The 20250-nt window shown below is 71.7% G+C and carries 18 protein-coding genes; 9 read left to right on the top strand and 9 right to left on the bottom strand.

What is annotated here, in order from left to right:
* Positions 1–71 precede the first annotated feature (71 nt).
* From FFA01_RS00575 to aroA, 3 genes are all read right to left on the bottom strand, one after another.
* Positions 72–836 carry an inositol monophosphatase family protein gene (locus tag FFA01_RS00575; protein ID WP_220478147.1) on the bottom strand — a complete coding sequence of 255 codons (765 nt, stop codon included), beginning with the start codon at positions 834–836 and terminating at the stop codon, positions 72–74.
* 136 nt (positions 837–972) lie between these two features.
* Positions 973–2106, bottom strand: coding sequence for a ribosome small subunit-dependent GTPase A (gene rsgA, locus FFA01_RS00570; RefSeq protein ID WP_146851887.1), 1134 nt, complete (start codon positions 2104–2106; stop codon positions 973–975).
* A 31-nt stretch (positions 2107–2137) separates the two neighbouring features.
* Positions 2138–3553 (bottom strand): 3-phosphoshikimate 1-carboxyvinyltransferase, encoded by a 1416-nt coding sequence (gene aroA / locus FFA01_RS00565; RefSeq protein ID WP_146851885.1) that lies wholly within the window; start codon positions 3551–3553, stop codon positions 2138–2140.
* Positions 3554–3649: 96 nt separating this feature from the next.
* Here aroA and FFA01_RS00560 point away from each other — a divergent pair, with 96 nt between their 5' ends.
* From FFA01_RS00560 to FFA01_RS00550, 3 genes are read left to right on the top strand one after another with little or no spacing between them, the layout of a single operon-like run.
* Positions 3650–4318, top strand: a complete 669-nt coding sequence (locus FFA01_RS00560) for a sigma-70 family RNA polymerase sigma factor (RefSeq protein WP_146851883.1) — start codon at positions 3650–3652, stop codon at positions 4316–4318.
* Positions 4315–4560, top strand: a complete 246-nt coding sequence (locus tag FFA01_RS00555; protein WP_146851881.1) for a zf-HC2 domain-containing protein — start codon at positions 4315–4317, stop codon at positions 4558–4560. Before FFA01_RS00560 ends, FFA01_RS00555 begins: the two co-directional genes overlap by 4 nt.
* A gap of 52 nt (positions 4561–4612) precedes the next feature.
* Entirely contained in the window at positions 4613–5053 is a 441-nt protein-coding gene (locus tag FFA01_RS00550) for a GNAT family N-acetyltransferase (RefSeq protein ID WP_146851879.1), read from the top strand.
* Positions 5054–5141: 88 nt separating this feature from the next.
* On the opposite strand, the gene FFA01_RS00545 is transcribed toward FFA01_RS00550, so the two are convergent.
* Positions 5142–8885, bottom strand: a complete 3744-nt coding sequence (locus tag FFA01_RS00545) for a multifunctional oxoglutarate decarboxylase/oxoglutarate dehydrogenase thiamine pyrophosphate-binding subunit/dihydrolipoyllysine-residue succinyltransferase subunit (protein WP_146851877.1) — start codon at positions 8883–8885, stop codon at positions 5142–5144.
* A 123-nt stretch (positions 8886–9008) separates the two neighbouring features.
* Between FFA01_RS00545 and guaB1 the strand changes: the two genes are divergently transcribed.
* The 3 genes from guaB1 to FFA01_RS00530 all read left to right on the top strand — a co-directional run bounded on the left by guaB1 (position 9009) and on the right by FFA01_RS00530 (position 13034).
* Complete coding sequence (guaB1, locus tag FFA01_RS00540; protein WP_146851875.1) at positions 9009–10445, top strand: GMP reductase; 1437 nt, start codon at positions 9009–9011, stop codon at positions 10443–10445.
* Between the two features lie 160 nt (positions 10446–10605).
* Entirely contained in the window at positions 10606–11994 is a 1389-nt protein-coding gene (locus tag FFA01_RS00535) for a hemolysin family protein (RefSeq protein WP_146851873.1), read from the top strand.
* Positions 11991–13034: a hemolysin family protein gene (locus FFA01_RS00530; RefSeq protein WP_146851871.1), complete on the top strand. Its 1044-nt coding sequence runs from the start codon at positions 11991–11993 to the stop codon at positions 13032–13034. Before FFA01_RS00535 ends, FFA01_RS00530 begins: the two co-directional genes overlap by 4 nt.
* A 21-nt stretch (positions 13035–13055) precedes the next feature.
* Here the strand turns inward: FFA01_RS00530 and FFA01_RS00525 are convergent, their stop codons facing one another.
* Complete coding sequence (locus FFA01_RS00525; RefSeq protein ID WP_146851869.1) at positions 13056–14201, bottom strand: NADH:flavin oxidoreductase/NADH oxidase; 1146 nt, start codon at positions 14199–14201, stop codon at positions 13056–13058.
* 95 nt (positions 14202–14296) lie between these two features.
* Here FFA01_RS00525 and FFA01_RS00520 point away from each other — a divergent pair, with 95 nt between their 5' ends.
* Positions 14297–15133 carry an ADP-dependent NAD(P)H-hydrate dehydratase gene (locus tag FFA01_RS00520; protein ID WP_146851867.1) on the top strand — a complete coding sequence of 279 codons (837 nt, stop codon included), beginning with the start codon at positions 14297–14299 and terminating at the stop codon, positions 15131–15133.
* 60 nt (positions 15134–15193) lie between these two features.
* Here FFA01_RS00520 and FFA01_RS00515 read toward each other — a convergent pair whose 3' ends face one another.
* The 4 genes from FFA01_RS00515 to FFA01_RS00500 all read right to left on the bottom strand — a co-directional run bounded on the left by FFA01_RS00515 (position 15194) and on the right by FFA01_RS00500 (position 18516).
* Positions 15194–15886 carry a YceI family protein gene (locus FFA01_RS00515; protein ID WP_146851865.1) on the bottom strand — a complete coding sequence of 231 codons (693 nt, stop codon included), beginning with the start codon at positions 15884–15886 and terminating at the stop codon, positions 15194–15196.
* Between the two features lie 139 nt (positions 15887–16025).
* Positions 16026–16793 (bottom strand): amino acid ABC transporter ATP-binding protein, encoded by a 768-nt coding sequence (locus tag FFA01_RS00510; RefSeq protein ID WP_146851863.1) that lies wholly within the window; start codon positions 16791–16793, stop codon positions 16026–16028.
* Complete coding sequence (locus FFA01_RS00505; protein WP_244289625.1) at positions 16790–17569, bottom strand: amino acid ABC transporter permease; 780 nt, start codon at positions 17567–17569, stop codon at positions 16790–16792. Before FFA01_RS00505 ends, FFA01_RS00510 begins: the two co-directional genes overlap by 4 nt.
* 113 nt (positions 17570–17682) lie before the next feature.
* On the bottom strand, positions 17683–18516 hold the full coding sequence (locus FFA01_RS00500) for an ABC transporter substrate-binding protein (RefSeq protein WP_146851861.1): 834 nt from the start codon (positions 18514–18516) through the stop codon (positions 17683–17685).
* Between the two features lie 79 nt (positions 18517–18595).
* Here FFA01_RS00500 and FFA01_RS00495 point away from each other — a divergent pair, with 79 nt between their 5' ends.
* Positions 18596–19924 carry a glycosyltransferase 87 family protein gene (locus FFA01_RS00495; protein ID WP_146851859.1) on the top strand — a complete coding sequence of 443 codons (1329 nt, stop codon included), beginning with the start codon at positions 18596–18598 and terminating at the stop codon, positions 19922–19924.
* Complete coding sequence (locus FFA01_RS00490) at positions 19921–20247, top strand: thiamine-binding protein (RefSeq protein WP_146851857.1); 327 nt, start codon at positions 19921–19923, stop codon at positions 20245–20247. Before FFA01_RS00495 ends, FFA01_RS00490 begins: the two co-directional genes overlap by 4 nt.
* Positions 20248–20250: the final 3 nt, after the last annotated feature.

Below are 20250 nucleotides of genomic sequence, written 5' to 3'. Positions count from 1 at the left end.
TTGCGGCGACATAAGCGGAAGGCGGAGCGCCCTCCTCCTCGAGGATGATCCTGGCGTGCGGGGGCGATGTCTCAGCCCGCAGGAGGCGCGGCGACGATCCCGAGGACGGCCTCGTGCAGCAGACCGTTGGTGGCCATCGCGCTGCCGTGCCAGGGCCCCGGCTCGCCGTCCGCGCTGCTGAACCGCCCTCCGGCCTCCTCGACGACGACCGCGACCGCCGCCATGTCGTAGGGCTGCAGATCGAACTCGCCCGCCATGTCGACGCCGCCCTCGGCGACGAGCATGTACGACCAGAAGTCGCCGTAGGCGCGGGTGCGCCAGACCTTCGCCGTCAGGTCGAGCAGCTGGGGCAGACGCCCGGCGTCGATCCAGTAGTCGAGCCCGTTGAAGCTGATCGACGCGTCGGCCAGGTCGCGGACGCCCGAGACCCGCAGGGGCCCCTCGTGCTCGGACGAGAACGCGCCGCCGCCCTGCGTGGCCCACCAGCGGCGTCCGAGCACGGGGGCGCTGACCACGCCGACCACGGGCACGCCGTCGACGACCAGCGAGATCAGCGACGCCCAGACGGGCACCCCGCGCAGGAAGTTCGCCGTGCCGTCGATCGGGTCGACCACCCACTGGCGGTGCGAGGGGGCGTCGTGGCCGTACTCCTCGCCGTAGAAGGTGTCGTCGGGTCGCGCCTCGGCCACGCGATCGCGGATGGCCCGCTCGACGGCCTGGTCGGCGTCCGTGACGTGCGTCCGGTCGGGCTTCAGCGAGACGTGCAGATCGGCCGACCGGTACCGCTCGGTGCTGATCGCGTCGGCGAGGTCCGCGAGCTCGAGGGCCAGGGCCAGGTCGTCCGCCCAGGGCGGGGTGGCGCCGGGCGCGGCGGGTGCGTCGCCGGTCGGAGCGGACGAGGAGGCGCGGGTCGGGTCGGCGGCAGCGGTCACCCTGCCAGCGTACCCAGCCCGCCCTGCCGGTCGGTGCGTCTCAGCCGCGCTCGTCGTCGCGGGCGTCGTCCGCCGCCGCCGCCTGATCGCGACCGCTCACGCCGCCCTTCGACGCCAGCAGCGACTGCAGCGACTCGAGGCGCTGTCGCCCGGTCTCGCCGAGCTCGCCGGCCGCGACGCGGTCGACGATCTCCCAGTCGTGGGCTTCGGCCAGCGGGATCCCGTCGACCGGCTCGCCCTCGGCCGGTATGGCGTGCGCCGCGAACGACTTCAGGATGTTCTCGGGGTCCACGTGCCCGAGCCCGAACGACCGCACTCCCGGGGTGTCGACGATCCATCCGCCGGTCGGCACCTTGAACGACACCGTCGACGAGGAAGTGTGCCGGCCCCGACCGGTCACGGCGTTGACCACGCCGACCTCGCGCTGCGAGCCGGTCAGGGCGTTCACCAGCGTCGACTTCCCGACGCCCGAGTGGCCGACCGTGACCGTCACGTGGCCGTCGAGGATGCGCCGCAGCTCGTCGAGGGCGGGGGAGGGCTCGCCGCCCGGCGCGACCTCGTCGAACGACGTGGAGGTGCTGGTCACGATCCGCAGGTCCAGGCACGCGAAGTGCGCCGCAAACGGGGCGGGGTCGGCCAGGTCGGTCTTGGTGATGCAGAGGATCGGCTCGACCCCCGCGTCGAAGGCCGCCACCATGTACCGGTCGACCAGGCGCGGGCGGGGCTCGGGGTCGGCCGCCGCGACGACGATCAGCATCTGGTCGGCGTTGGCCACGATCACCCGCTCGACGGCGTCGCTGTCGTCGGCGCTGCGGCGCAGCAGGGTCGACCGCTCGCGCACCCGCACGATGCGGGCGAGCGACCCCTCGGAGCCGCTCGTGTCGCCGACCACGTCGACCCGGTCGCCCGTGACGACGCTCTTCTTGCCGAGTTCGCGGGCACGCGCCGTGGTGATCTCGCGCTCGTCCGGCGTGCCGGCGTCCATGAGCACGCCGTAGCGGCCGCGGTCGACCGTCCAGACGACGCCCTCCTCGGCGTTCGCGTAGGCCGGGCGCTGCTTCGTGCGCGGCTTGTTCCCCTTGGGGTTGGGGCGCACGCGCACCGAGCTCTCGTCGTACTGGGCGTAGTCGCCGTCGTCGTCGTCGGCGTCGTCGCCGTCGCTCCACCAGCTCATCGTCGTCCGCTCGTCGTGATCATCCCGGCGCCTAGAGGAAGCCGAGCAGGTCGATGTCGGCGGGGCTCCGATGGACGGCCCGGCCGAGCATGTCGTCCCACAGCTCGACGAACTGCGGCAGCGTCTTCGCGACGACGCGGACGTCGTCGAGCTCCACGCCCTCCACGGCGAGTCCGATGATCGCCGCGGCGGTCGCCATGCGGTGGTCCTCGTAGGTGCGCCACTGGCCGGCGTGCAGCGGGGCCGGCTCGATGCGCAGGCCGTCGTCGAGTTCGGTCACCGCTCCTCCGAGAGCGTTGATCTCGGACGCGAGGGCGGCGAGCCGGTCCGTCTCGTGGCCGCGGAGATGACCGATGCCGGTGATCGTGCTCGGCCCGGACGCGAGGGCCGCGAGGGCGACCAGGGCCGGGGCGAGCTCGCCCCCGCGCGACAGGTCGACGTCGACGCCGGGCAGCGAGCCCCCGCCGATCAGCCCCGGTCCGCCGTCGACGGTCAGGGTGTCGCCGTCGAGCGTGACGGTGGCGCCCCAGAGCGGCAGCAGCTCGATCAGGTCGGCGCCGACCTGGGTCGTGTCGGCCGGCCAGTGCACGATCGACACGGTGCCCCCCGCGACCAGCGCGGCCACCAGGAACGGCGCCGCGTTGGACAGATCGGGTTCGATGACGATCTCACGGCCCCGGATCGGCGTCGGCGGGACGACCCACGTGCCGACGGCGGGCGAGGTGACCTCGACCCCGCGCTGCGCGAGCGCGTCGATCGTCATCTCGATGTGGGGCAGACTCGGCAGGCGTTCACCCGTGTGCGTCAGCGTGAGTCCGCGCTCGAACCGGGCGGCCGAGAGCAGCAGACCCGAGACGAACTGGCTCGAGGCCGAGGCGTCGATCTCGATGTCGCCGCCCTCGACCTCGCCCGTGCCGTAGAGGCTGAAGGGCAGGGCGCCGCGGCCGTCGTCGTTGACCTCGACGCCGAGGGCCCGGAGGGCGTCGATCGTCGTGCGCATGGGGCGCCTGCGCGCGCCGGCGTCGCCGTCGAACGTGACCGGCCCGAGCGCGAGGGCCGCGACCGGCGGCAGGAACCGCATGACGGTGCCGGCCAGACCGCAGTCGATCGTGGCGCCGCCCTGCAGCTCGCCGGGCGTGATCAGCAGGTCGGGGCCGAACGGGGAGTCGCCGGGGGACTCGGCGACGGTGGTGCCGAGGGCCGTGAGCGCCTCGATCATCAGCGCGGTGTCGCGCGAGTGCAGCGGCAGGCGCAGCGTCGAGGGCGTCGAGGCGAGCGCCGAGAGCACCAGCTCGCGGTTCGTCAGGGACTTCGACCCCGGCAACGCCGTGGAGGCGCGGAGCGGGCGGGACGCGGTGGGCGCCACCCAGCGCCCCTCGTCGACCTCCGGCACCTTCCCGTCGCCGTAGGGAGAGAACTCGGGCCCGGAATACCTGTACACCTGCATCGGTTCACCACAGTAATGCAGCGAGAACCTGGAGGACCTGTGCCTGTTGCACTTGCACCGAGGGAAATCACCGTCGCCGAACTAGAATCGGCCTTGATGAGCACCCCCGAGGGCCACGAGCCCACACCGACCGACGACACCGTCGACGCCGCCCTCGAGGCCGTCGACGGCGATGCTGCCAAGCGCGCCCTGTTCGAGGAGCAGGCCCTGCCGTTCATGGACCAGCTCTATGCGGCGGGCATGCGCATGACCCGCAACCCGGCGGATGCGTCCGACCTCGTGCAGGAGACCTTCGTCAAGGCCTACGCGGCGTTCGCGCAGTTCCAGCAGGGCACCAACCTCAAGGCGTGGTTGTACCGGATCCAGACGAACACCTTCATCAACACCTATCGCAAGAAGCAGCGCGATCCCTACCAGGGCACCATCGACGAGCTCGAGGACTGGCAGATGGGCGGCGCCGAGTCGGCGACGCGCGCATCGGGCTCGACCCGTTCGGCCGAGGCCGAGGCCATCGACCACCTGCCCGACAGCGCCGTGAAGGACGCCCTGCAGAAGGTGCCGGAGGACTTCCGGATGGCCGTCTACTTCGCCGACGTCGAGGGATTCTCCTACCAGGAGATCGCCGACATCATGAAGACCCCCGTGGGCACCGTGATGAGCCGCCTGCACCGTGGCCGTCGCCTGCTCCGTGAACTCCTCGCCGACTACGCCCGCGATCGTGGCATCGCCGTGCCGGTCGGCTCGTCGAAGGGCGTGAAGAAATGACCGACTGCGGTTGCACCAAGGCCAAGGCAGAGCTCGAAGAGTACCTGCACGACGAGTTGTGCCGCGAGGACGCGGCCGACATCCGAGAGCACATGGCGAACTGCGGTGACTGCTCGGGTGAGCACGAGGTCGGCGTCGTGCTGACCGAGGCCGTCCAGCGCGCCTGCCGCGAGACCGCTCCCGAAGACCTCCGGGCCACCGTGCTCGCCCGGCTGCGCGAGCTCCAGTCCGCTCACCGCTAGGCGCCGCCGGCCGGTGTCGTCATACCCTGCGGGGCTGCGCTAGCGTCGTCGCATGACCGCACCGGTGCAGCCCCTCGGCATCCCGACCGCCCGCGACCTCGACGACCTCGTCTCGCTGATCCGACTCCTCGGCTACAGCCTCGACGCCGACGTCCTCTCGGCCCGGCTGGAGCGCTTGACGGCCGACGCCGGTCATGAGACCTGGGTGGTGCGAGGCGACGACGGCGGCATCACCGCCGTCGCCGGCGGCCGGATCGTCTGGGCGTACAACGACGACGCCCCGACCGCCGAACTGCTGCTGCTGGTCGTCTCGGAGGCGGGCCGTCGCGACGGTCTGGGGTCGCACCTCCTCGGCCATGTCGAGGCCTGGGCGCATGGACACGGGGCCCGCGTCGTGAACGCGGTGTCCGCTGCGGCCACGGACTCCGCCAACCGGTTCTACCGCAAGCGCGGGTACCACGAGGCCGGCGTCCGCTACTCGAAGCTCATCTGACCTCCGCCCGAGGTCGCCCGAACGCGCACACGACGACGCCCGCCCCTCCGAGAGGAGGGACGGGCGTCGTCGTCCGCGGAGCCTCGGGCTAGAGGGTCAGCGCCTTCGAGATCAGCTCGGTCTGCTGCGCGGCGCTGGCCTTCGTCGAGCCTGCCGCAGGGGAGGCGGATGCGGGTCGCGACGCCACCGTGATGGGGCGGCCCAGGTGCTTCTGCAGCTCGAGCACCACGAACGGCCACGCGCCCTGGTTCTCGGGCTCCTCCTGGGCCCAGACGAGCTCCGCCTCGGGGTAGCGGGACAGGATCTCGCGGATCCGGTCGAGCGGGAGCGGGTAGAGCTGCTCGAGGCGGACGAGGGCGATGTCGTTCTGCACGCCCCGCTTGTCGAGCTCGCTCGCCAGGTCGTAGTGGATCTTGCCGCTGTGCAGCACGACCCGCTTCGTCGTCGAGGGCTCGGAGACGCGGGTGCAGTCGAGCACGGGCTCGAAACGGCCCGAGGTGACGTCGTCGACGCTGCTGGTCGCGCCGCGGAGTCGGAGCATGGCCTTCGGGGTGAAGACCACCAGCGGACGACGCGGGCGGGCGTAGGCCTGGCGGCGCAGCAGGTGGAAGTACGACGCGGGGGTCGACGGGCGGGCGATCGTCATGTTGTCCTCAGCGCACAGCTGGAGGAAGCGCTCGATGCGCGCCGACGAGTGGTCGGGGCCCTGGCCCTCGTAGCCGTGCGGCAGCAGGAGGACGACACTGGAGCGCTGCCCCCACTTCTGCTCGGCGCTCGAGATGAACTCGTCGATGACCGTCTGGGCGCCGTTCGCGAAGTCGCCGAACTGCGCCTCCCACATGACCAGCGCGTCGGCCCGCTCGACGGAGTAGCCGTACTCGAAGGCCATCGCCGCGAACTCGCTGAGCAGCGAGTCGTAGATCCACAGCTTCGCCTGGTTGTCGGCGATGTACTGCAGCGGCAGCCACTCCTGGCCGTTCTCTCGGTCGTGCAGCACGGAGTGTCGCTGCACGAAGGTGCCGCGACGGCTGTCTTGACCGGCGAGCCGGACGGGGGTGCCCTCGGCGACGACGGAACCCATGGCTATCAGCTCGGCGAAGGCCCAGTCGATGTTGCCGTTGCGGCTCATGTCGACGCGCTTCTTGAGCAGCTGCTGCAGCTTGGGATGCACCGTGAAGCCCGACGGGGGGTTGTCGTGGGCGTCGCCGATGCGGTGCAGGAGGTCGAGCGAGATGCCCGTCGACTCCGGCTCGCCCGCGCTGTCGTCGCGCTGGGTGACGGGGCGCTCGAGGTCGGCGACGTCGTGGGCGTCGTCGGTGATCACGGGGATCGAGCCGGTCTGCGCCGCGTGCGTCTCGGCGAAGGCCCGTTCGAGACGGTCCTGGAAGTCGCGGTGCGCACCGTCGTACTCGTCGCGCGTGATGTCGCCGCGCCCCACCAGGGCTTCGGTGTAGAGGGTGCGGACGCTGCGCTTCTCCTCGATGAGGTTGTACATCAGGGGCTGCGTCATCGAGGGGTCGTCGCCCTCGTTGTGGCCGCGTCTGCGGTAGCAGACCAGGTCGATGACGACGTCGCGCTTGAAGCGCTGACGGTAGGCGAAGGCCAGCTCGGCCACGCGGGCCACGGCCTCGGGGTCGTCGCCGTTCACATGGAAGATCGGCGCCTGGATCGTCTTCGCCACGTCGGTCGAGTAGACCGACGATCGCGACTCGGTCGGGGGAGTCGTGAACCCCACCTGGTTGTTGATGACGAGGTGGATCGTGCCGCCGACCCGGTACCCGCGCAGCTGCGACATCTGCAGCGTCTCGACCACGACGCCCTGTCCGGCCATGGCCGCGTCGCCGTGGATCAGGATGGGCAGGGTGGCGAAGGCGCCGGAGGGCCCGCGGTCCTGCTTGGCGCGCACGATGCCCTCGAGCACGCCGTCGCCGGCCTCGAGGTGCGACGGGTTCGCCGCGATGTACACCGGGATCGTCTCGCCGGTCGCGCTGGTGAACTCGCCCTCGGTGCCGAGGTGGTACTTGACGTCGCCCGAGCCCTGGACGGTCTTGGGGTCTTGCGTGCCCTCGAACTCGCGGAAGATCTGTCCGTAGGTCTTGCCCGCGATGTTGGTCAGGACGTTCAGACGGCCGCGGTGGGCCATGCCGATCGCGACCTCGTCGAGCCCCTCGCGGGCGGCCTGCTGCAGCACCGTGTCGAGGAGCGAGATGGTCGACTCGCCTCCCTCGAGGCTGAACCGCTTCTGACCGACGTACTTCGTCTGCAGGAAGGTCTCGAACGCCTCCGCCTCGTTCAGCTTGGCGAGGATGCGCATCTGCTCGTCGTGCGACGGCTTCACGTAGGGGACCTCGATGTGCTCCTGGATCCAGCGGCGCTGCTCGGGGTCCTGGATGTGCATGTACTCGATGCCGATGGTGCGGCAGTACGAGTCGCGGAGGATCCCGAGGACGTCGCGCAGCAGAGCGTTGGTCGTGCCCCCGAGGCCGCCGGTGACGAATTCGCGGTCGAGGTCCCAGAAGGTGAGGCCGTGGCTCTCGATCGCCAGGTCGGGGTGGGTCCGCTGGCGGTACTCGAGGGGGTCGATGTCGGCCATCAGATGACCGCGCACGCGGTAGCTGTTGATCAGCTCCTGCACGCGGGCCGTCTTGCTCACCCGCTCGGCGAGGTTGACGTTGATGTCGGGGTTCCAGCGGATGGGCTCGTAGGGGATGCGCAGGGCGGCGAAGATGTCCTCGTAGAAGCCGCGCTGACCGATGAGCAGCTCGTGGACCTTCTTGAGGAACTCGCCGGACCCGGCGCCCTGGATCACCCGGTGGTCGTAGGTGCTGGTGAGGGTGATCGTCTTGCCGATGCCGAGCTCGACCAGGGTCTTCGACGCGGACCCCTGGAACTCGGCCGGGTAGTCGAGAGCGCCGGCGCCGATGATGGACCCCGCGCCCTTCATCAGACGAGGGACGCTGTGCACGGTGCCGATGCCGCCGGGGTTCGTCAGCGAGATCGTGTTGCCCTGGAAGTCCGCCGCCGTCAGCTTGTTGTCGCGAGCGCGCTTGACGACGTCCTCGTAGGCGGAGAGGAACTCGCCGAAGTGCATCTCGTCGGCCTTCTTGATGCCCGGGACCAGGAGGGCGCGGGTGCCGTCCGGCTTCGGGATGTCGATGGCGAGGCCGACGTTGATGTGCGGCGGGGTCACGATCGAGGGCTTGCCGTCGACCTCGTCGTAGAAGACGTTCTGGCTCGGGAACTCCTTCAGCGCCTGGACGAGAGCCCAGCCGATGAGGTGCGTGAACGAGATCTTGCCCCCTCGCGCCCGCTTGAGGTGGTTGTTGACGACGATCCGGTTGTCGATCATCAGCTTGGCCGGGATGGTGCGGACGCTCGTCGCCGTCGGGACGGTGAGGCTGGCGTCCATGTTCGTGGCGAGGGACTTCGCCATGCCCCGCAGCGGGGTCACGGTGTTCTCGGGCTCCGGCTGGGGCTGCTCGCCCGAGGAGGTCGACTTGGCGGGCTCCTTCTTGGGGGCCTGAGCCGGGATGGGCTTCGCGGACGGCTCGACCGACGTGGTCCGGGCGGCCACGGGCTGCGTCGCCGACGCCGACGCGGGCGCCGCGGTGGGGGCGGCGGCGGGCTCGGGGTCGGATCCGGCCGGGACGGACGGCGCGGAGGGCGTCTGCCCCTCGGACGGCGTGTACGACTCGAGGATCGGCCACCACGACTCGTCCACCGAGTTCCTGTCGACCACCCACTGCTCGTAGAGCTCGTCGACCAGCCACTCGTTGGCCCCGAACTCGGCTGCCGAGCCGTCGTCAGTCGTTCCCGTCACGTGGCTTGTCACTGCCGATCGCCCACTCTCCGTTGATTGTTGATCAGATGGGGCCCGAGGGCCCGCCTCCGTCCCAGCTTAATCGCATTCGCCCCGACCTCGGCCCGGGGACTCACAGGGATTACCGTTGTCGACATGAGGTTCTACGAGACGACGCCGACCCACGACCTGACGTACTCCGACGTGTTCCTGGTCCCGAGCAGGTCGACGGTGACCAGTCGCCTCGACGTCTCGCTCGCACCCGGCGACGGCACGGGAGCGACGATCCCTCTCGTCTCGGCCAACATGAACTCGGTCACGGGCCCCCGCCTGGCGGCGACCCTCGCCCGGCGGGGCGGTCTCGGGGTGCTTCCCCAGGACATGCCCCTCCAGCAGCTCGACGCGGCCATCCGATGGGTGAAGGACCAGCCCGTCGACTACGACACGCCCTACGCCCTCGACCCCGGTCGGACCGTCGGCGAGGCGCTCGCCACTCTGCCCGCGGTGGAGGGCCACGGCATCGTCCTGCACGACGCCGACGGCGCCTACCTCGGCTGCATCGCCGCCTCACGGCTCGCGACCGCGCCGCGCGACGCCGTCCTGGGCGATCTCCTGCACGGCGCGCTGACCTCTCTCGACGCCGACGACGTCGACGGGCCGCGGACGGCCTTCGACCGGATGGTCGCGGCGGAGATCGACTTCGCCCCCGTGCTGCGCCACGGCCGGGTGATCGGCACCATCAGCCGCAAGAGCGCTCTGCGCTCGACCCTCTACCGACCGGCCCTCGACGGCGACGGACGACTCCGCGTCGCCGCGGCCGTCGGCATCAACGGAGACGTCGTCGAGAAGGCCAGAGCCCTCGCGGCGGCCGGCGTCGACGTCCTCGTGATCGACACGGCGCACGGCGACCAGGACGGCATGGTCCGGGCCATCGCCGCCGTCGCCAAACTGAAGCTCGGTCTGCCGATCGTCGCCGGCAACGTCGTCACCGAGCAGGCCGTCCATCACCTCGTCGGCGCGGGCGCGACCATCGTCAAGGTCGGCGTGGGGCCCGGCGCGATGTGCACCACGCGCATGATGACCGCGGTCGGTCGCCCCCAGTTCTCCGCCGTGCTCGAGACGGCCGCCGCCGCCCGGGCGCTGGGCGCCCACGTCTGGGCCGACGGGGGAGTCCGGTACCCCCGCGACGTCGCCCTGGCGCTCGCCGCCGGCGCCTCGTCGGTGATGATCGGGTCGTGGTTCGCCGGGACGATCGAGGCGCCGGGGGAGCTCGCGAGCGACGAGCGCGGGCTCTACAAGGAGAGCTGGGGCATGGCGTCGACGAAGGCCGTCCGTGGCCGCTTCGACCGTCTCGACCCCTACGAGCTCGCCCGCAAGACCCTCTTCGCCGAGGGCATCTCGTCGTCGAGGATCTACCTCGACCCGCTGCGGCCCAGCGTGGAGGACCTCCTCGACATGATCACCTCCGGTGTGCGCAGCTCCTTCACGTACGCCGGTGCGCGCTCGCTGCCGGAGTTCGCCGAGCGGGCCCTCGTCGGCGTGCAGTCGGCCGCCGGCTACGAGGAGGGCAAGGCGCTGCCGGTCAGCTGGTGAGCCGAGGCGCCGGGCGCCGCTCGAGCGGATCCCCGGGAGGCGCGGCCGGAGTCCCGCCGGGCCCGTCCGTACCGTAAGATCGTCCGTCTATGGACGACCCTCCGTCTCAGACGTCAGAGACCGCACACCATCACCGCGCCGAGCGAGGTGACCGTTCGTCGTGAACGAATGGATCCTCCTCGGCTTCGGCCTCTTCCTCACCGTCGGCACCGGGCTGTTCGTCGCGAGCGAGTTCTCCCTGGTCAACCTCGACCGCTCGGAGCTCGAGTCCCGTCAGACCAAGGGCGAGAAGGGGCTCGCGACGACGATCGGCGCCCTGCGCATCACGTCGACGCATCTCTCGAGCGCCCAGCTCGGCATCACCCTGACCACCCTCCTGACCGGCTACACGATGGAGCCCGCGATCTCGCGGCTCATCTCGCCCCCGCTGACGGCGGTGGGCGTGCCGGAGGCTGCCGTGACGGTCGGCGCCCCCATCGTGTCGATCGTCGTGGCGACCCTTCTGTCGATGATCGTGGGCGAGCTCGTCCCCAAGAACTTCGCCCTGGCTCTGCCTCTCCGCACGGCCAAGCTCGTCATGCCGTTCCAGGTCGGGTTCACGACCGTCTTCAAGCCGGCCGTCGCCCTGCTCAACAACACGGCCAACGGCATCCTGCGGATGATCGGCATCGAGCCGAAGGAGGAGCTCTCCGGAGCACGCACCGCCGAGGAGCTCTCGTCGCTGGTGCGACGATCGGCGACCGAGGGGAGCCTCGAGGCCGACACGGCCACCCTGCTGGCCCGCACGCTGGCCTTCAGCGACCACACCGCCTCCGACGTCATGACGCCCCGTCCGCGGCTCTCGTCCGTCGCGCGCACGGACAGCGCCGAGACCGTGCTGCAGCTCGCCCGCCGCACCGGCTACTCGCGCTTCCCCGTCACCGACGACGGCATCGACGACGTCGTCGGCCTCGTCCACGTCAAGCAGGCGGTGTCGGTGCCCCGCGACCGACGCGCCGACGTGCCGGTGTCCGCGCTGCAGACGGACGCCGTCCGGGTGCCCGAGACGATGACCCTCGACAACCTCCTCACCGAGGTGCGCGGGCGGGGCTACCAGATGGCCGTCGTCGTCGACGAGTACGGCGGCACGGCAGGCGTGGTCACCCTCGAGGACCTCATCGAGGAGCTCGTCGGCGAGGTCTCCGACGAGCACGACCGCAGTCGCGTCGACGTGGTCCGGTCGCGCAACTGGCTGACCTTCCCCGGCATGCTGCGCCCCGACGAGCTGCTCGAGCGCGCCTCCGTGAAGGTGCCGGAGGAAGGGCCCTACGAGACCGTCGGCGGCTGGCTCATGAGCGAGCTCGGGCGTCTGCCCGTGGTCGGCGACGTCGTCGAGAGCGACGCGGGCGTCTTCCGGGTCGAGCGGCTCGACGGGCGGCGGATCGACCGCATCCGCTTCACGCCCACCCCGGACGACGACGCGGGCGACGACTCCGGCACCGGGCGCGACGAGCCGACCCGCGCCTCCTCGGACCGACGGTCCGCCACCGAACGGAAGGCCCTCCGATGAGCAGCGACTGGTGGGGGATCGTCTGGCTCGTCGTCCTGCTGATGGGCAACGCGTTCTTCGTCGCGGCCGAGTTTGCCGTCATCTCGGCCCGGCGATCGCAGATCGAGCCTCGTGCCGAGGCCGGCAGCCGGGCCGCCCGGACGACGCTGTGGGCCATGGAGCACGCGACCATGATGCTCGCGACCACCCAGCTCGGCATCACGATCTGCTCGCTGCTCATCCTCAACGTGTCCGAGCCGTCGATCCACCACCTGCTCGAAGGTCCCCTCGGCCTCACCGGCCTCAGCGAGGAGCTCGTCGGCGTGATCGGGTTCGTCATCACGCTGGTGCTCGTGTCGTTCCTGCACGTGGTGTTCGGCGAGATGGTGCCGAAGAACATCTCGTTCTCGCTGCCCGACCGCGCGGCTCTGCTGCTGGCCCCGCCCCTCGTCGCGATCGCGCGGGTGCTGCACCTGGTCGTCGTGTCCCTCAACTGGTCCGCGAACGCCGTGCTGCGGGCGTTCAAGGTCGAGCCGAAGGACGAAGCCGCCAGCGCCTTCACGGTCGACGAGGTCGCGAACATCGTCGCGCAGTCGCGCCGCGAGGGGACGCTGACCGATGCCAGCGGCACCGTGCAGGCGGCCTTCGAGTTCACCGAGAAGAAGGTGTCCGACGTGGCCGTGCCGATGCCGGGCCTCGTCACGCTGCCCGACGACGCGACGCCGTCCGACGTCGAGCGCGCCGTCGCCCAGAACGGCTTCTCACGCTACGTGCTCGTCGACGACGTCGGCGACCCGACCGGGTACCTGCACCTGAAGGACGTCCTCGATCTCGACGACGACGAGTTCGGCGACCCCGTGCCGCCCAAGCGGATCCGCCAGCTCATCTCGATCTTCCGCGGAACCGATCTCGAGGACGCCCTGGCCACCATGCGGCGCAGCGGCGTGCACGTGGCGCGCTCGTTCGACGAGCACGGCACCACCGAGGGCGTGCTCTTCCTGGAGGACATCCTCGAGGAGCTGATCGGCGAGGTGCAGGACGCCACGCGTCGCGGCCGCTGACACCTCGCCGATCACGACGGTTCAGCGCACGCGGAAGGGCGCCCGCAGGTACGGGGACGGCCAGTAGTCGAGCTCGACGCCCAGCTCGGCGGCGGCCCGCAACGGGAAGTGCGGGTCGCGGAGGAACTCCCGCGCCATCAGCACGACGTCCGCCTGCCCGCTCGCCACGACGTCGTCCGCCTGCTGGGCGCCGACGATGAGGCCGACGGCGCCGGTCTCGACCTCGCCCCGCGTGCGGACGTGCTCGGCGAAGCGCACCTGGTAGCCGAGCCCCACCGGGATGCTCACGCCGGCGACGAGACCGCCGGTCGAGATGTCGAACAGGTCGGCCCCGGCGTCGCGGCTCCAGGCGGCCACGGTCGCGGTGTCGTCCTCGTTCCAGCCGCCGTCGGCCCAGTCAGTCGCCGAGAAGCGCACCAGCAACGGGAACCCGTCGCCGACCTCGGCGCGGACGGCCGCGACGACCTCGAGGAGGAACCGGGCGCGGTTCTCGAGCGGGCCGCCGTACTGGTCGTCGCGCCGATTGCTCAGCGGCGAGAGGAACTGGTGCAGCAGGTAGCCGTGGGCCGCATGCAGCTCGATCAGCTCGAAGCCGGCGTCGACGGACCGGCGGGCCGCGACGCGGAACGCCTCCACGAGGTCGGCGACCTCGGCCGTCGTCAGAGCGACCGGCTCGTCGTAGCCCTCGAATGCGAGGGCGGAGGGGGCCACCGTGGCCCAGCCGCCGCGGTCGGCCGGCACGGTGCCCTGCTCGTCGCTCCACGGGCGGAAGGTCGACGCCTTGCGGCCCGCATGGGCCAGCTGCACGCCGGGCACGGAGCCCTGCGACCGGATGAAGGCCGTGATCGGCCGGAACGCCTCGAGCTGGGCGTCGTTCCACAGGCCGAGGTCCTGCGGCGAGATGCGGCCCTCGGGTGTGACCGAGGTGGCCTCGGCGATCACCGCACCCGCACCTCCTCGGGCCAGCGAGCCCAGGTGCACGAGGTGCCAGTCGGTGGGGACGCCGTCCTCGAGCTCTGCCGAGTACTGGCACATGGGGGCGACCCAGAGCCGGTTGCGGAACTCCTGGCCGCGGAGGGTGATCGGATCGAACAGCCCCACGGTCGTGCCGGGGGTCGTCTCGGGGGTCGTGGGGGCTGCTGCCGTCTGGGTCACGAGGGGGTTCATCGCCTTTCGATGGTGTGCGGTCGACGAACGCAACGGTACGCGGGGTCCCGGTGTTCCCGGTCCGAGCGCCGCGCGTCCCGACTACCGTCGACGGCATGACCGACTTCGAGCCGTGGACCCCCGCCGACGCCGCCGAGTGGATCGCCGTGCCCGGCGCCGACGACGACAAGTACAGCCGCGGCGTGCTCGGCGTCGTCACCGGATCGTCCTCGTATCCGGGCGCCGCCGTGCTCGGCGTGGAGGCCGCCCTGCACACCGGCGTCGGCATGGTGCGCTATCTCGGGCCCGCTCGCGCCTCGGACTTCGTCCTCCACCGTCGCCCCGAGGCCGTCACGAGCCCGGGACGCGTCCAGGCGTGGCTGCTCGGTTCGGGGGTCGACCCCGACCACCTCGACGACGAGACCCGGGACGGGTTCGCGACCGGCGCCTCCTCCGGGCTGCCGCTCGTGCTCGACGCGGGTGCGCTGTCGCTGCGCGAGGAGGCCACGGGGCCGGTCGTGCTGACCCCCCATCTCCGCGAGCTCGCGAGAGCCGCGGGGCGCGAGGTCGACGACGTCGCGGCCGATCCGGGCGACGCGGCCGTGCGGGCCGCGGGGGAGTGGGGCTGCACGGTCCTGGTCAAGGGGCACCGCACCTACGTGGCATCTCCCGGCGGCACCCGCCTGGTCGCCGCCAGCGCTCCGTCGTGGCTCGCGACCGCGGGCGCGGGCGACGCGCTCGGCGGAGTGCTGGGCGCCCTGCTCGCCACGCATGCGGACGAGATCGCGGCGGATCCGGAGGCGACGGCCCGGTTGGCCGCCACCGCCTCGGTCGTGCACGGCATCGCGGCGTCCCGAGCGAGCGGCGGCGGTCCGATCACCGTGCTCGGCCTGATCGACGCGCTCCCGGCCACGATCGCGTCGCTGGTCCGGGGAGGGTCGACCGAGGCGTGAACGACGCATCGCATCGCGCGGTGCGACGCGGTGCGACGCTCACGACCCCGGGCGGACGGCCTAGGAGGCGGGAGTCGCCGCCACGAGGAACTCGACGGATCCCTGGTCCTCGACCTCGACGAACCCGAAGCTCGGAGCGGTGACGCCGTAGTCGGAGAAGGTGATCGGGATCGACCCGCTGACCTGCACGCCGTCGCCGGAGAGCGCCGCCTGGAGGGGCACCTCCACGGTCTGCGTCACGCCGTGCATCGTCAGCTCGCCGGTCGCCTGGACGGTCTCGACCTCGCCGTCGGCGGGGACGGCGGCGTCGATCGGGTCGGTGAGCGTGAACGTGGCGGTCGGGTAGGTGCCGACCTCCATGGCGTCGTCGCGGAAGTACCCGTCGCGGTTGCCGCTGTCGGTGGCGATGCTGGCGACGTCGACGGTGATGTCGGCCGCCGTGACGCTGGTGCCGTCGACCGTGACCGTGCCGGACACCTGATCGGTGGTGCCGACCACGGTGACGTCGGTGCCGTTCAGCACCTCGTCGACCCGGTAGCCGGCCGTGCTGCCGTCGCCGACGGTCCAGTCGCCCGTCAGCCGGCTCTGGTCGACCGTGCTGGCCCCGGGGGTCAACGAGACCGTCGGGGCGGCGTCGGGCTCGCCGACGATGACGTCGCGGTAGAAGGCGGGGCCGGCGACGGCCGCCGTGACGCCGACGCCGACGACGACGACCGCCGCGACGCCGAGGATGATTCCGGTCTTCTTCTTCATGATGCGTCTCTCCTGGGTCGGCTCGGGTCGGACGCGGACGCGTCTCGGGGTCGGCTCGGATGCTGCGGGGCCGTCAGGCCCTCCGCAGATGATGACGTGTCACCCTAGGTGTGGGCTGGGATCACCTGGGAGTCACCCGTCAGGCGGTGAAGCGGGTGAGGAACTCGCGAGCCCGATCGGTCCGCGGTGCGGTGAAGAGCTGCTCGGGCGGGCCCTGCTCGGCGATCCGCCCGGAGTCGAGGAACACGACCCGGTCGGCGACGTCGCGCGCGAAGGCCATCTCGTGCGTGGCCATGAGGATGGTCGTGCCGACCTCCTTCAGCGTGCGGACGAGGTCGAGCACCTCGCCGACCAGCTCGGGATCGAGGGCGCTGGTGATCTCGTCGAGCAGCAGGACCGCGGGACGCGGCGCGAGCGCCCGGGCGATGGCCACCCGTTGCTGCTGGCCGCCCGACAGGCGGTCGGGATAGGCGTCGGCCTTGTCGCCGAGCCCGACCCGCTCGAGCAGCTCACGGGCCCGGGCGTTCGCCTCGGCCTTCGGTCGACGCAGCACGTGCCGGCTCGCCAACGAGACGTTGTCGAGCACCGTCAGGTGGGGGAACAGGTTGAAGTGCTGGAACACCACCCCGATCCGCGCTCGTACCGCGTCGACTTTCACGCGGGGGTCGCTGATGTCGTCGCCGCCGAGCACGATGCGGCCGTCGTCGATCGGTTCGAGCAGGTTGACGGTGCGCAGCAGGGTCGACTTGCCGGAGCCGCTCGCTCCGATCAGGGCGACGACCTCGTCGCGCGCCACGTCGAGGTCGATGCCGTCGAGCACCGTGACGGGGCCGAACGCCTTGCGGACGCCCTCGAGGCGGAGGACGATCTCGGGATCGGCCTCCGTGCCTCCTGCCGCCCGGCTCATACGACGCTCCCGGCCTGCTCGCGACGACGCAGGCGCGCCGACAGCGCGTCGGTGAGCCAGAGCGTCGGCAGGGCCAGCAGCACGAACAGCAGGCCGGCGAGCACGTAGGGCGTGAAGTTGGCGGCGGTGGCGGTCTCGATCTGGGCCGCTCGGACGGCGTCGACGGCGCCGAGGACCGAGATGAGGCCGACGTCCTTCTGCATCGAGACGAAATCGTTCATCAGGGCGGGCGTGACCTTCCGGATCGCCTGCGGGAACACGACGAGCCGCAGGGTCTTGGCGTGGCTCAGACCGAGCGATCGGGCGGCGAGGCGCTGTGACGGGTGCACGGCGTCGATCCCCGCCCGGACGACCTCGGAGACGTACGCGGAGTAGGTGAGGATGAGCGCGATGGTGCCCCAGAACTCGGCGGGGAGGCGCGGGATCCCGAGCCCGAGGCCCGGGACGCCGAACCCGACGAGGTAGAGCACGATGATCAGCGGCAGGCCCCGGAAGAGGTCGGTGTAGCCGCGGACGAGCGCCCGGACGGGGAAGAACACCGGCCCGCGCAGGGTGCGGAGCGCCGAGAGGATCGTCGCGAGCACGGCGACGCCCAGAGCGGCGACGACGAGCACGCGCACGTTCAGCCAGAGGCCCTCGACGACGCGGGGCCAGGCGGCGACGAGGGTGTCGCCGTCGAAGAAGCTGAAGCGGACGCGCTCCCAGCCGGGGGTGCTCGTGACGGCGAGCCACGCGACGCCCGCGAAGACGACCGTGCTGACGACGGCGATCGTCACCGACCGTACGGACTGACGGCGGCGGTAGGCGCGACGCCCGAACTCGAGGTCGCTGATCGGCGGGGCGTCGGTCGTACCGGCGCCCGACGGAGGGACGCCGACCGCGGGGCGCGCTACGAGAGGTCCTTCACGTCGTAGTCGGCGAGCCACTGCTGCTGCAGGTCGCCGAGGGTGCCGTCGTCGCGCAGATCGTCGACGGCCCGGGTGACCTCGTCGGTGAGCGGGCTGTCGAGCGGCAGGACGATGCCGAGCTGGTCGCTCGCACCGTCGACCGCGGCCAGCTGGCCGAGCACGACGCCGCCCTCGACGAAGTAGGTGGCCGTGGGGACGTCGAGCACGATCGCGTCGACCTGGCCCGCCTCGAGGGCCGCCTTGGCGTCGTCGTTGGAGTTGTAGGCCTGGACGCCGCCGTCGGGGTCGATGACCGACTCGGCGGCGGTGAAGCTCGTCGAGCCGCTCTGCGCCCCGATGTCGAGACCCTTCAGGTCGGCCACGCTGGTGGCCCCCTCGGCGGCCGAGCCCGGCAGCGTGACGACCGCCTGGCGGGTCTCGTAGTAGGGCGAGGAGAAGTCGACGGCCTTCGCGCGCTGCTCGGTGATCGAGAACTGCTGCAGGTTCAGGTCGAAGGTCTTCGGCCCCGGGGCGATCGACTCGTCGAAGGTGGCCCGCACCCAGACGACGTCGTCGCGCTCGTAGCCGAGCCGGTCGGCGACGGCGTAGGCGAGGGCCGCCTCGAAGCCGTCGCCGCTCGTCGGGTCGTCGTCCTCGACCCACGGCGAGTACGCCGGCTCACCCGTGGCGATGGTCAGCTCGCCGTCGGTGACGGTGTCGGAACCGCTCGCGCCGGAGCCCCCCGAGTCGGACGTGGGGGCGCAGGCGGCGAGGGCGCCGGCCACGACGAAGGCGGTCGCGACCGCGGTGACGAGTCGGGACGGGATTCGGGTCATGAGCGAGAGGATATCGGTGACCGCCGACGTCGCGCGCCCTGTGAGGCGTCATGTGACGTCCGGCAGCTAGCCTGACGGGATGACCGTCGCCGCGCCTCCCGAAGCCCGACGCGCCCCCGGGGCGGCCGGTCGCCTCGTGACGGATCTGGCTCGACGCCGCACGGTCCTCTGGGCCGCTTTCGCCGCCGTCCACCTCTGGCTGATCTGGATCAACCTGGTCGGGCCCGACCAGTCGATGGGCGACGTCTGGACGGTGTACCGGCAGTGGATGCAGGAGGCCGTCGACGGGGGCGCCCGGGTGGGCGTCGACCGGCCCTGGGTCTATCCGCTGCTGGCCGCCGTCCCGATGCTGCTGGCCCGGCTCGGAGGCGACGCCCACTACGGCGACGCCTGGCTGGTGGTCGTCCTGGCCCTGAACGCCGGAGCCTTCGCGGTGCTGACACGCCGCGGCGGCGGGCGACCGCTGACGGCCGCCTGGTGGTGGCTCGCCTTCCTGCTCGCCCTCGGGCCGATCGCGCTCGGCCGCATCGACGCCGTCACCGTGCCGCTCGCGCTCGTCGGTCTGCTGCTGGTCGCGACCCGTCCTCTGGCGGCCTCCGTGCTGCTCACCGTCGCGGCCTGGGTCAAGGTCTGGCCGGCCGCCCTGGTGGCCGCCGCCCTGATCTCGTCGCGTCACCGGTGGAGCGTCCTGCTCGGTGCCGTCGCGACGACCGCGGCCGTGGTCGCCGTCTCGCTCGCCCTCGGCAGCGGTGCCACCGTGCTGGGCTTCGTCGGCCAGCAGGCCGGCCGCGGTCTGCAGATCGAGTCGCCGGCCGCCACGCCGTGGCTCTGGCGTGCCGCCGCGGGTGTCGCCGGGACGGCCGTCTACTACGACCGCGAGATCCTCACGTTCCAGGTCTCGGGCGACGGGGTGGGCTTCGCCGCGCGCGCGACGACCGTGATCATGGCGCTCGTCGTCGTGGGGGTGGTGCTGCTGGGGCTCCGCGCGCGACGGGCGGGCGTGGCCGCCACGCGCCTCCTCGGCCCTCTGTCCCTCGCGCTCACGGTCGCCCTGATCGCGACCAACAAGGTCGGGTCGCCCCAGTTCGTCGCCTGGCTCGCCGTGCCCGTGGTCGTGGGCCTGGTGGCGTCGAGGCCGAGGAGGGACGGGGCCGGGTCGTCCGCAGCCGGAACGGCCGCAGGCCCGTCGTTCCGCCTCGCCGCTGTGGTGGCCCTGGTCGTGGGCGGGCTGACGCAGGTCATCTACCCCTGGTTCTACGACGACCTGCTGACGGTGCAGCCCTGGATGCTCGTGGTCATCACCCTGCGGAACCTCGGCGAGATCGTGCTGCTCGTCGTGGCCTGCGTCATGCTGTGGCGGCTCGGGGGAGTGCGGGCCCGAGGAGGCGCTGACAGGATGGGCGCATGATCGTCGCGTTCTCGCTCTCGCCCAGCGGCGGTGCCCCCGCCGGCAGCCTCGACCCCGATGCGCACGGCGACTCGGTGCACGATGCCGTCGCCGCCGCGGTGCGCGTGGTGCGCGACTCGGGCCTGCCGAACCGGACGTCGTCGATGTTCACCGAGATCGAGGGCGAGTGGGACGAGGTGATGGCCGTCGTCAAGGCCGCCACGGAGGCGGTGGGCGCGTTCGGCAGCAGGGTCTCGCTCGTGCTGAAGGCCGACATCCGTCCCGGCCGCACGGGCGAGCTCACCGGCAAGGTCGACCGCCTCGAGGCCGCGCTCGACGCCTGAGCC

Origin of the sequence: Frigoribacterium faeni, assembly GCF_007988805.1 — a bacterium.
GTDB classification, from domain to species: domain Bacteria; phylum Actinomycetota; class Actinomycetes; order Actinomycetales; family Microbacteriaceae; genus Frigoribacterium; species Frigoribacterium faeni.
Note: the sequence above shows the minus strand (reverse complement) of the source record. Positions and strands in the feature narration are given on the sequence as shown.

Excerpts from the sequence above, each read along its gene's own strand:
- FFA01_RS00520 (WP_146851867.1), top strand. The coding sequence starts at position 14,297 with ATGACCGACTTCGAGCCGTGGACCCCCGCCGACGCCGCCGAGTGGATC.
- FFA01_RS00555 (WP_146851881.1), top strand. The coding sequence starts at position 4,315 with ATGACCGACTGCGGTTGCACCAAGGCCAAGGCAGAGCTCGAAGAGTAC.
- aroA (WP_146851885.1), bottom strand. The coding sequence starts at position 3,553 with ATGCAGGTGTACAGGTATTCCGGGCCCGAGTTCTCTCCCTACGGCGAC.
- FFA01_RS00560 (WP_146851883.1), top strand. The coding sequence starts at position 3,650 with ATGAGCACCCCCGAGGGCCACGAGCCCACACCGACCGACGACACCGTC.
- FFA01_RS00515 (WP_146851865.1), bottom strand. The coding sequence starts at position 15,886 with ATGAAGAAGAAGACCGGAATCATCCTCGGCGTCGCGGCGGTCGTCGTC.
- FFA01_RS00530 (WP_146851871.1), top strand. The coding sequence starts at position 11,991 with ATGAGCAGCGACTGGTGGGGGATCGTCTGGCTCGTCGTCCTGCTGATG.
- FFA01_RS00550 (WP_146851879.1), top strand. The coding sequence starts at position 4,613 with ATGACCGCACCGGTGCAGCCCCTCGGCATCCCGACCGCCCGCGACCTC.
- FFA01_RS00525 (WP_146851869.1), bottom strand. The coding sequence starts at position 14,201 with ATGAACCCCCTCGTGACCCAGACGGCAGCAGCCCCCACGACCCCCGAG.
- FFA01_RS00500 (WP_146851861.1), bottom strand. The coding sequence starts at position 18,516 with ATGACCCGAATCCCGTCCCGACTCGTCACCGCGGTCGCGACCGCCTTC.
- guaB1 (WP_146851875.1), top strand. The coding sequence starts at position 9,009 with ATGAGGTTCTACGAGACGACGCCGACCCACGACCTGACGTACTCCGAC.
- FFA01_RS00510 (WP_146851863.1), bottom strand. The coding sequence starts at position 16,793 with ATGAGCCGGGCGGCAGGAGGCACGGAGGCCGATCCCGAGATCGTCCTC.
- FFA01_RS00495 (WP_146851859.1), top strand. The coding sequence starts at position 18,596 with ATGACCGTCGCCGCGCCTCCCGAAGCCCGACGCGCCCCCGGGGCGGCC.
- FFA01_RS00490 (WP_146851857.1), top strand. The coding sequence starts at position 19,921 with ATGATCGTCGCGTTCTCGCTCTCGCCCAGCGGCGGTGCCCCCGCCGGC.
- rsgA (WP_146851887.1), bottom strand. The coding sequence starts at position 2,106 with ATGAGCTGGTGGAGCGACGGCGACGACGCCGACGACGACGACGGCGAC.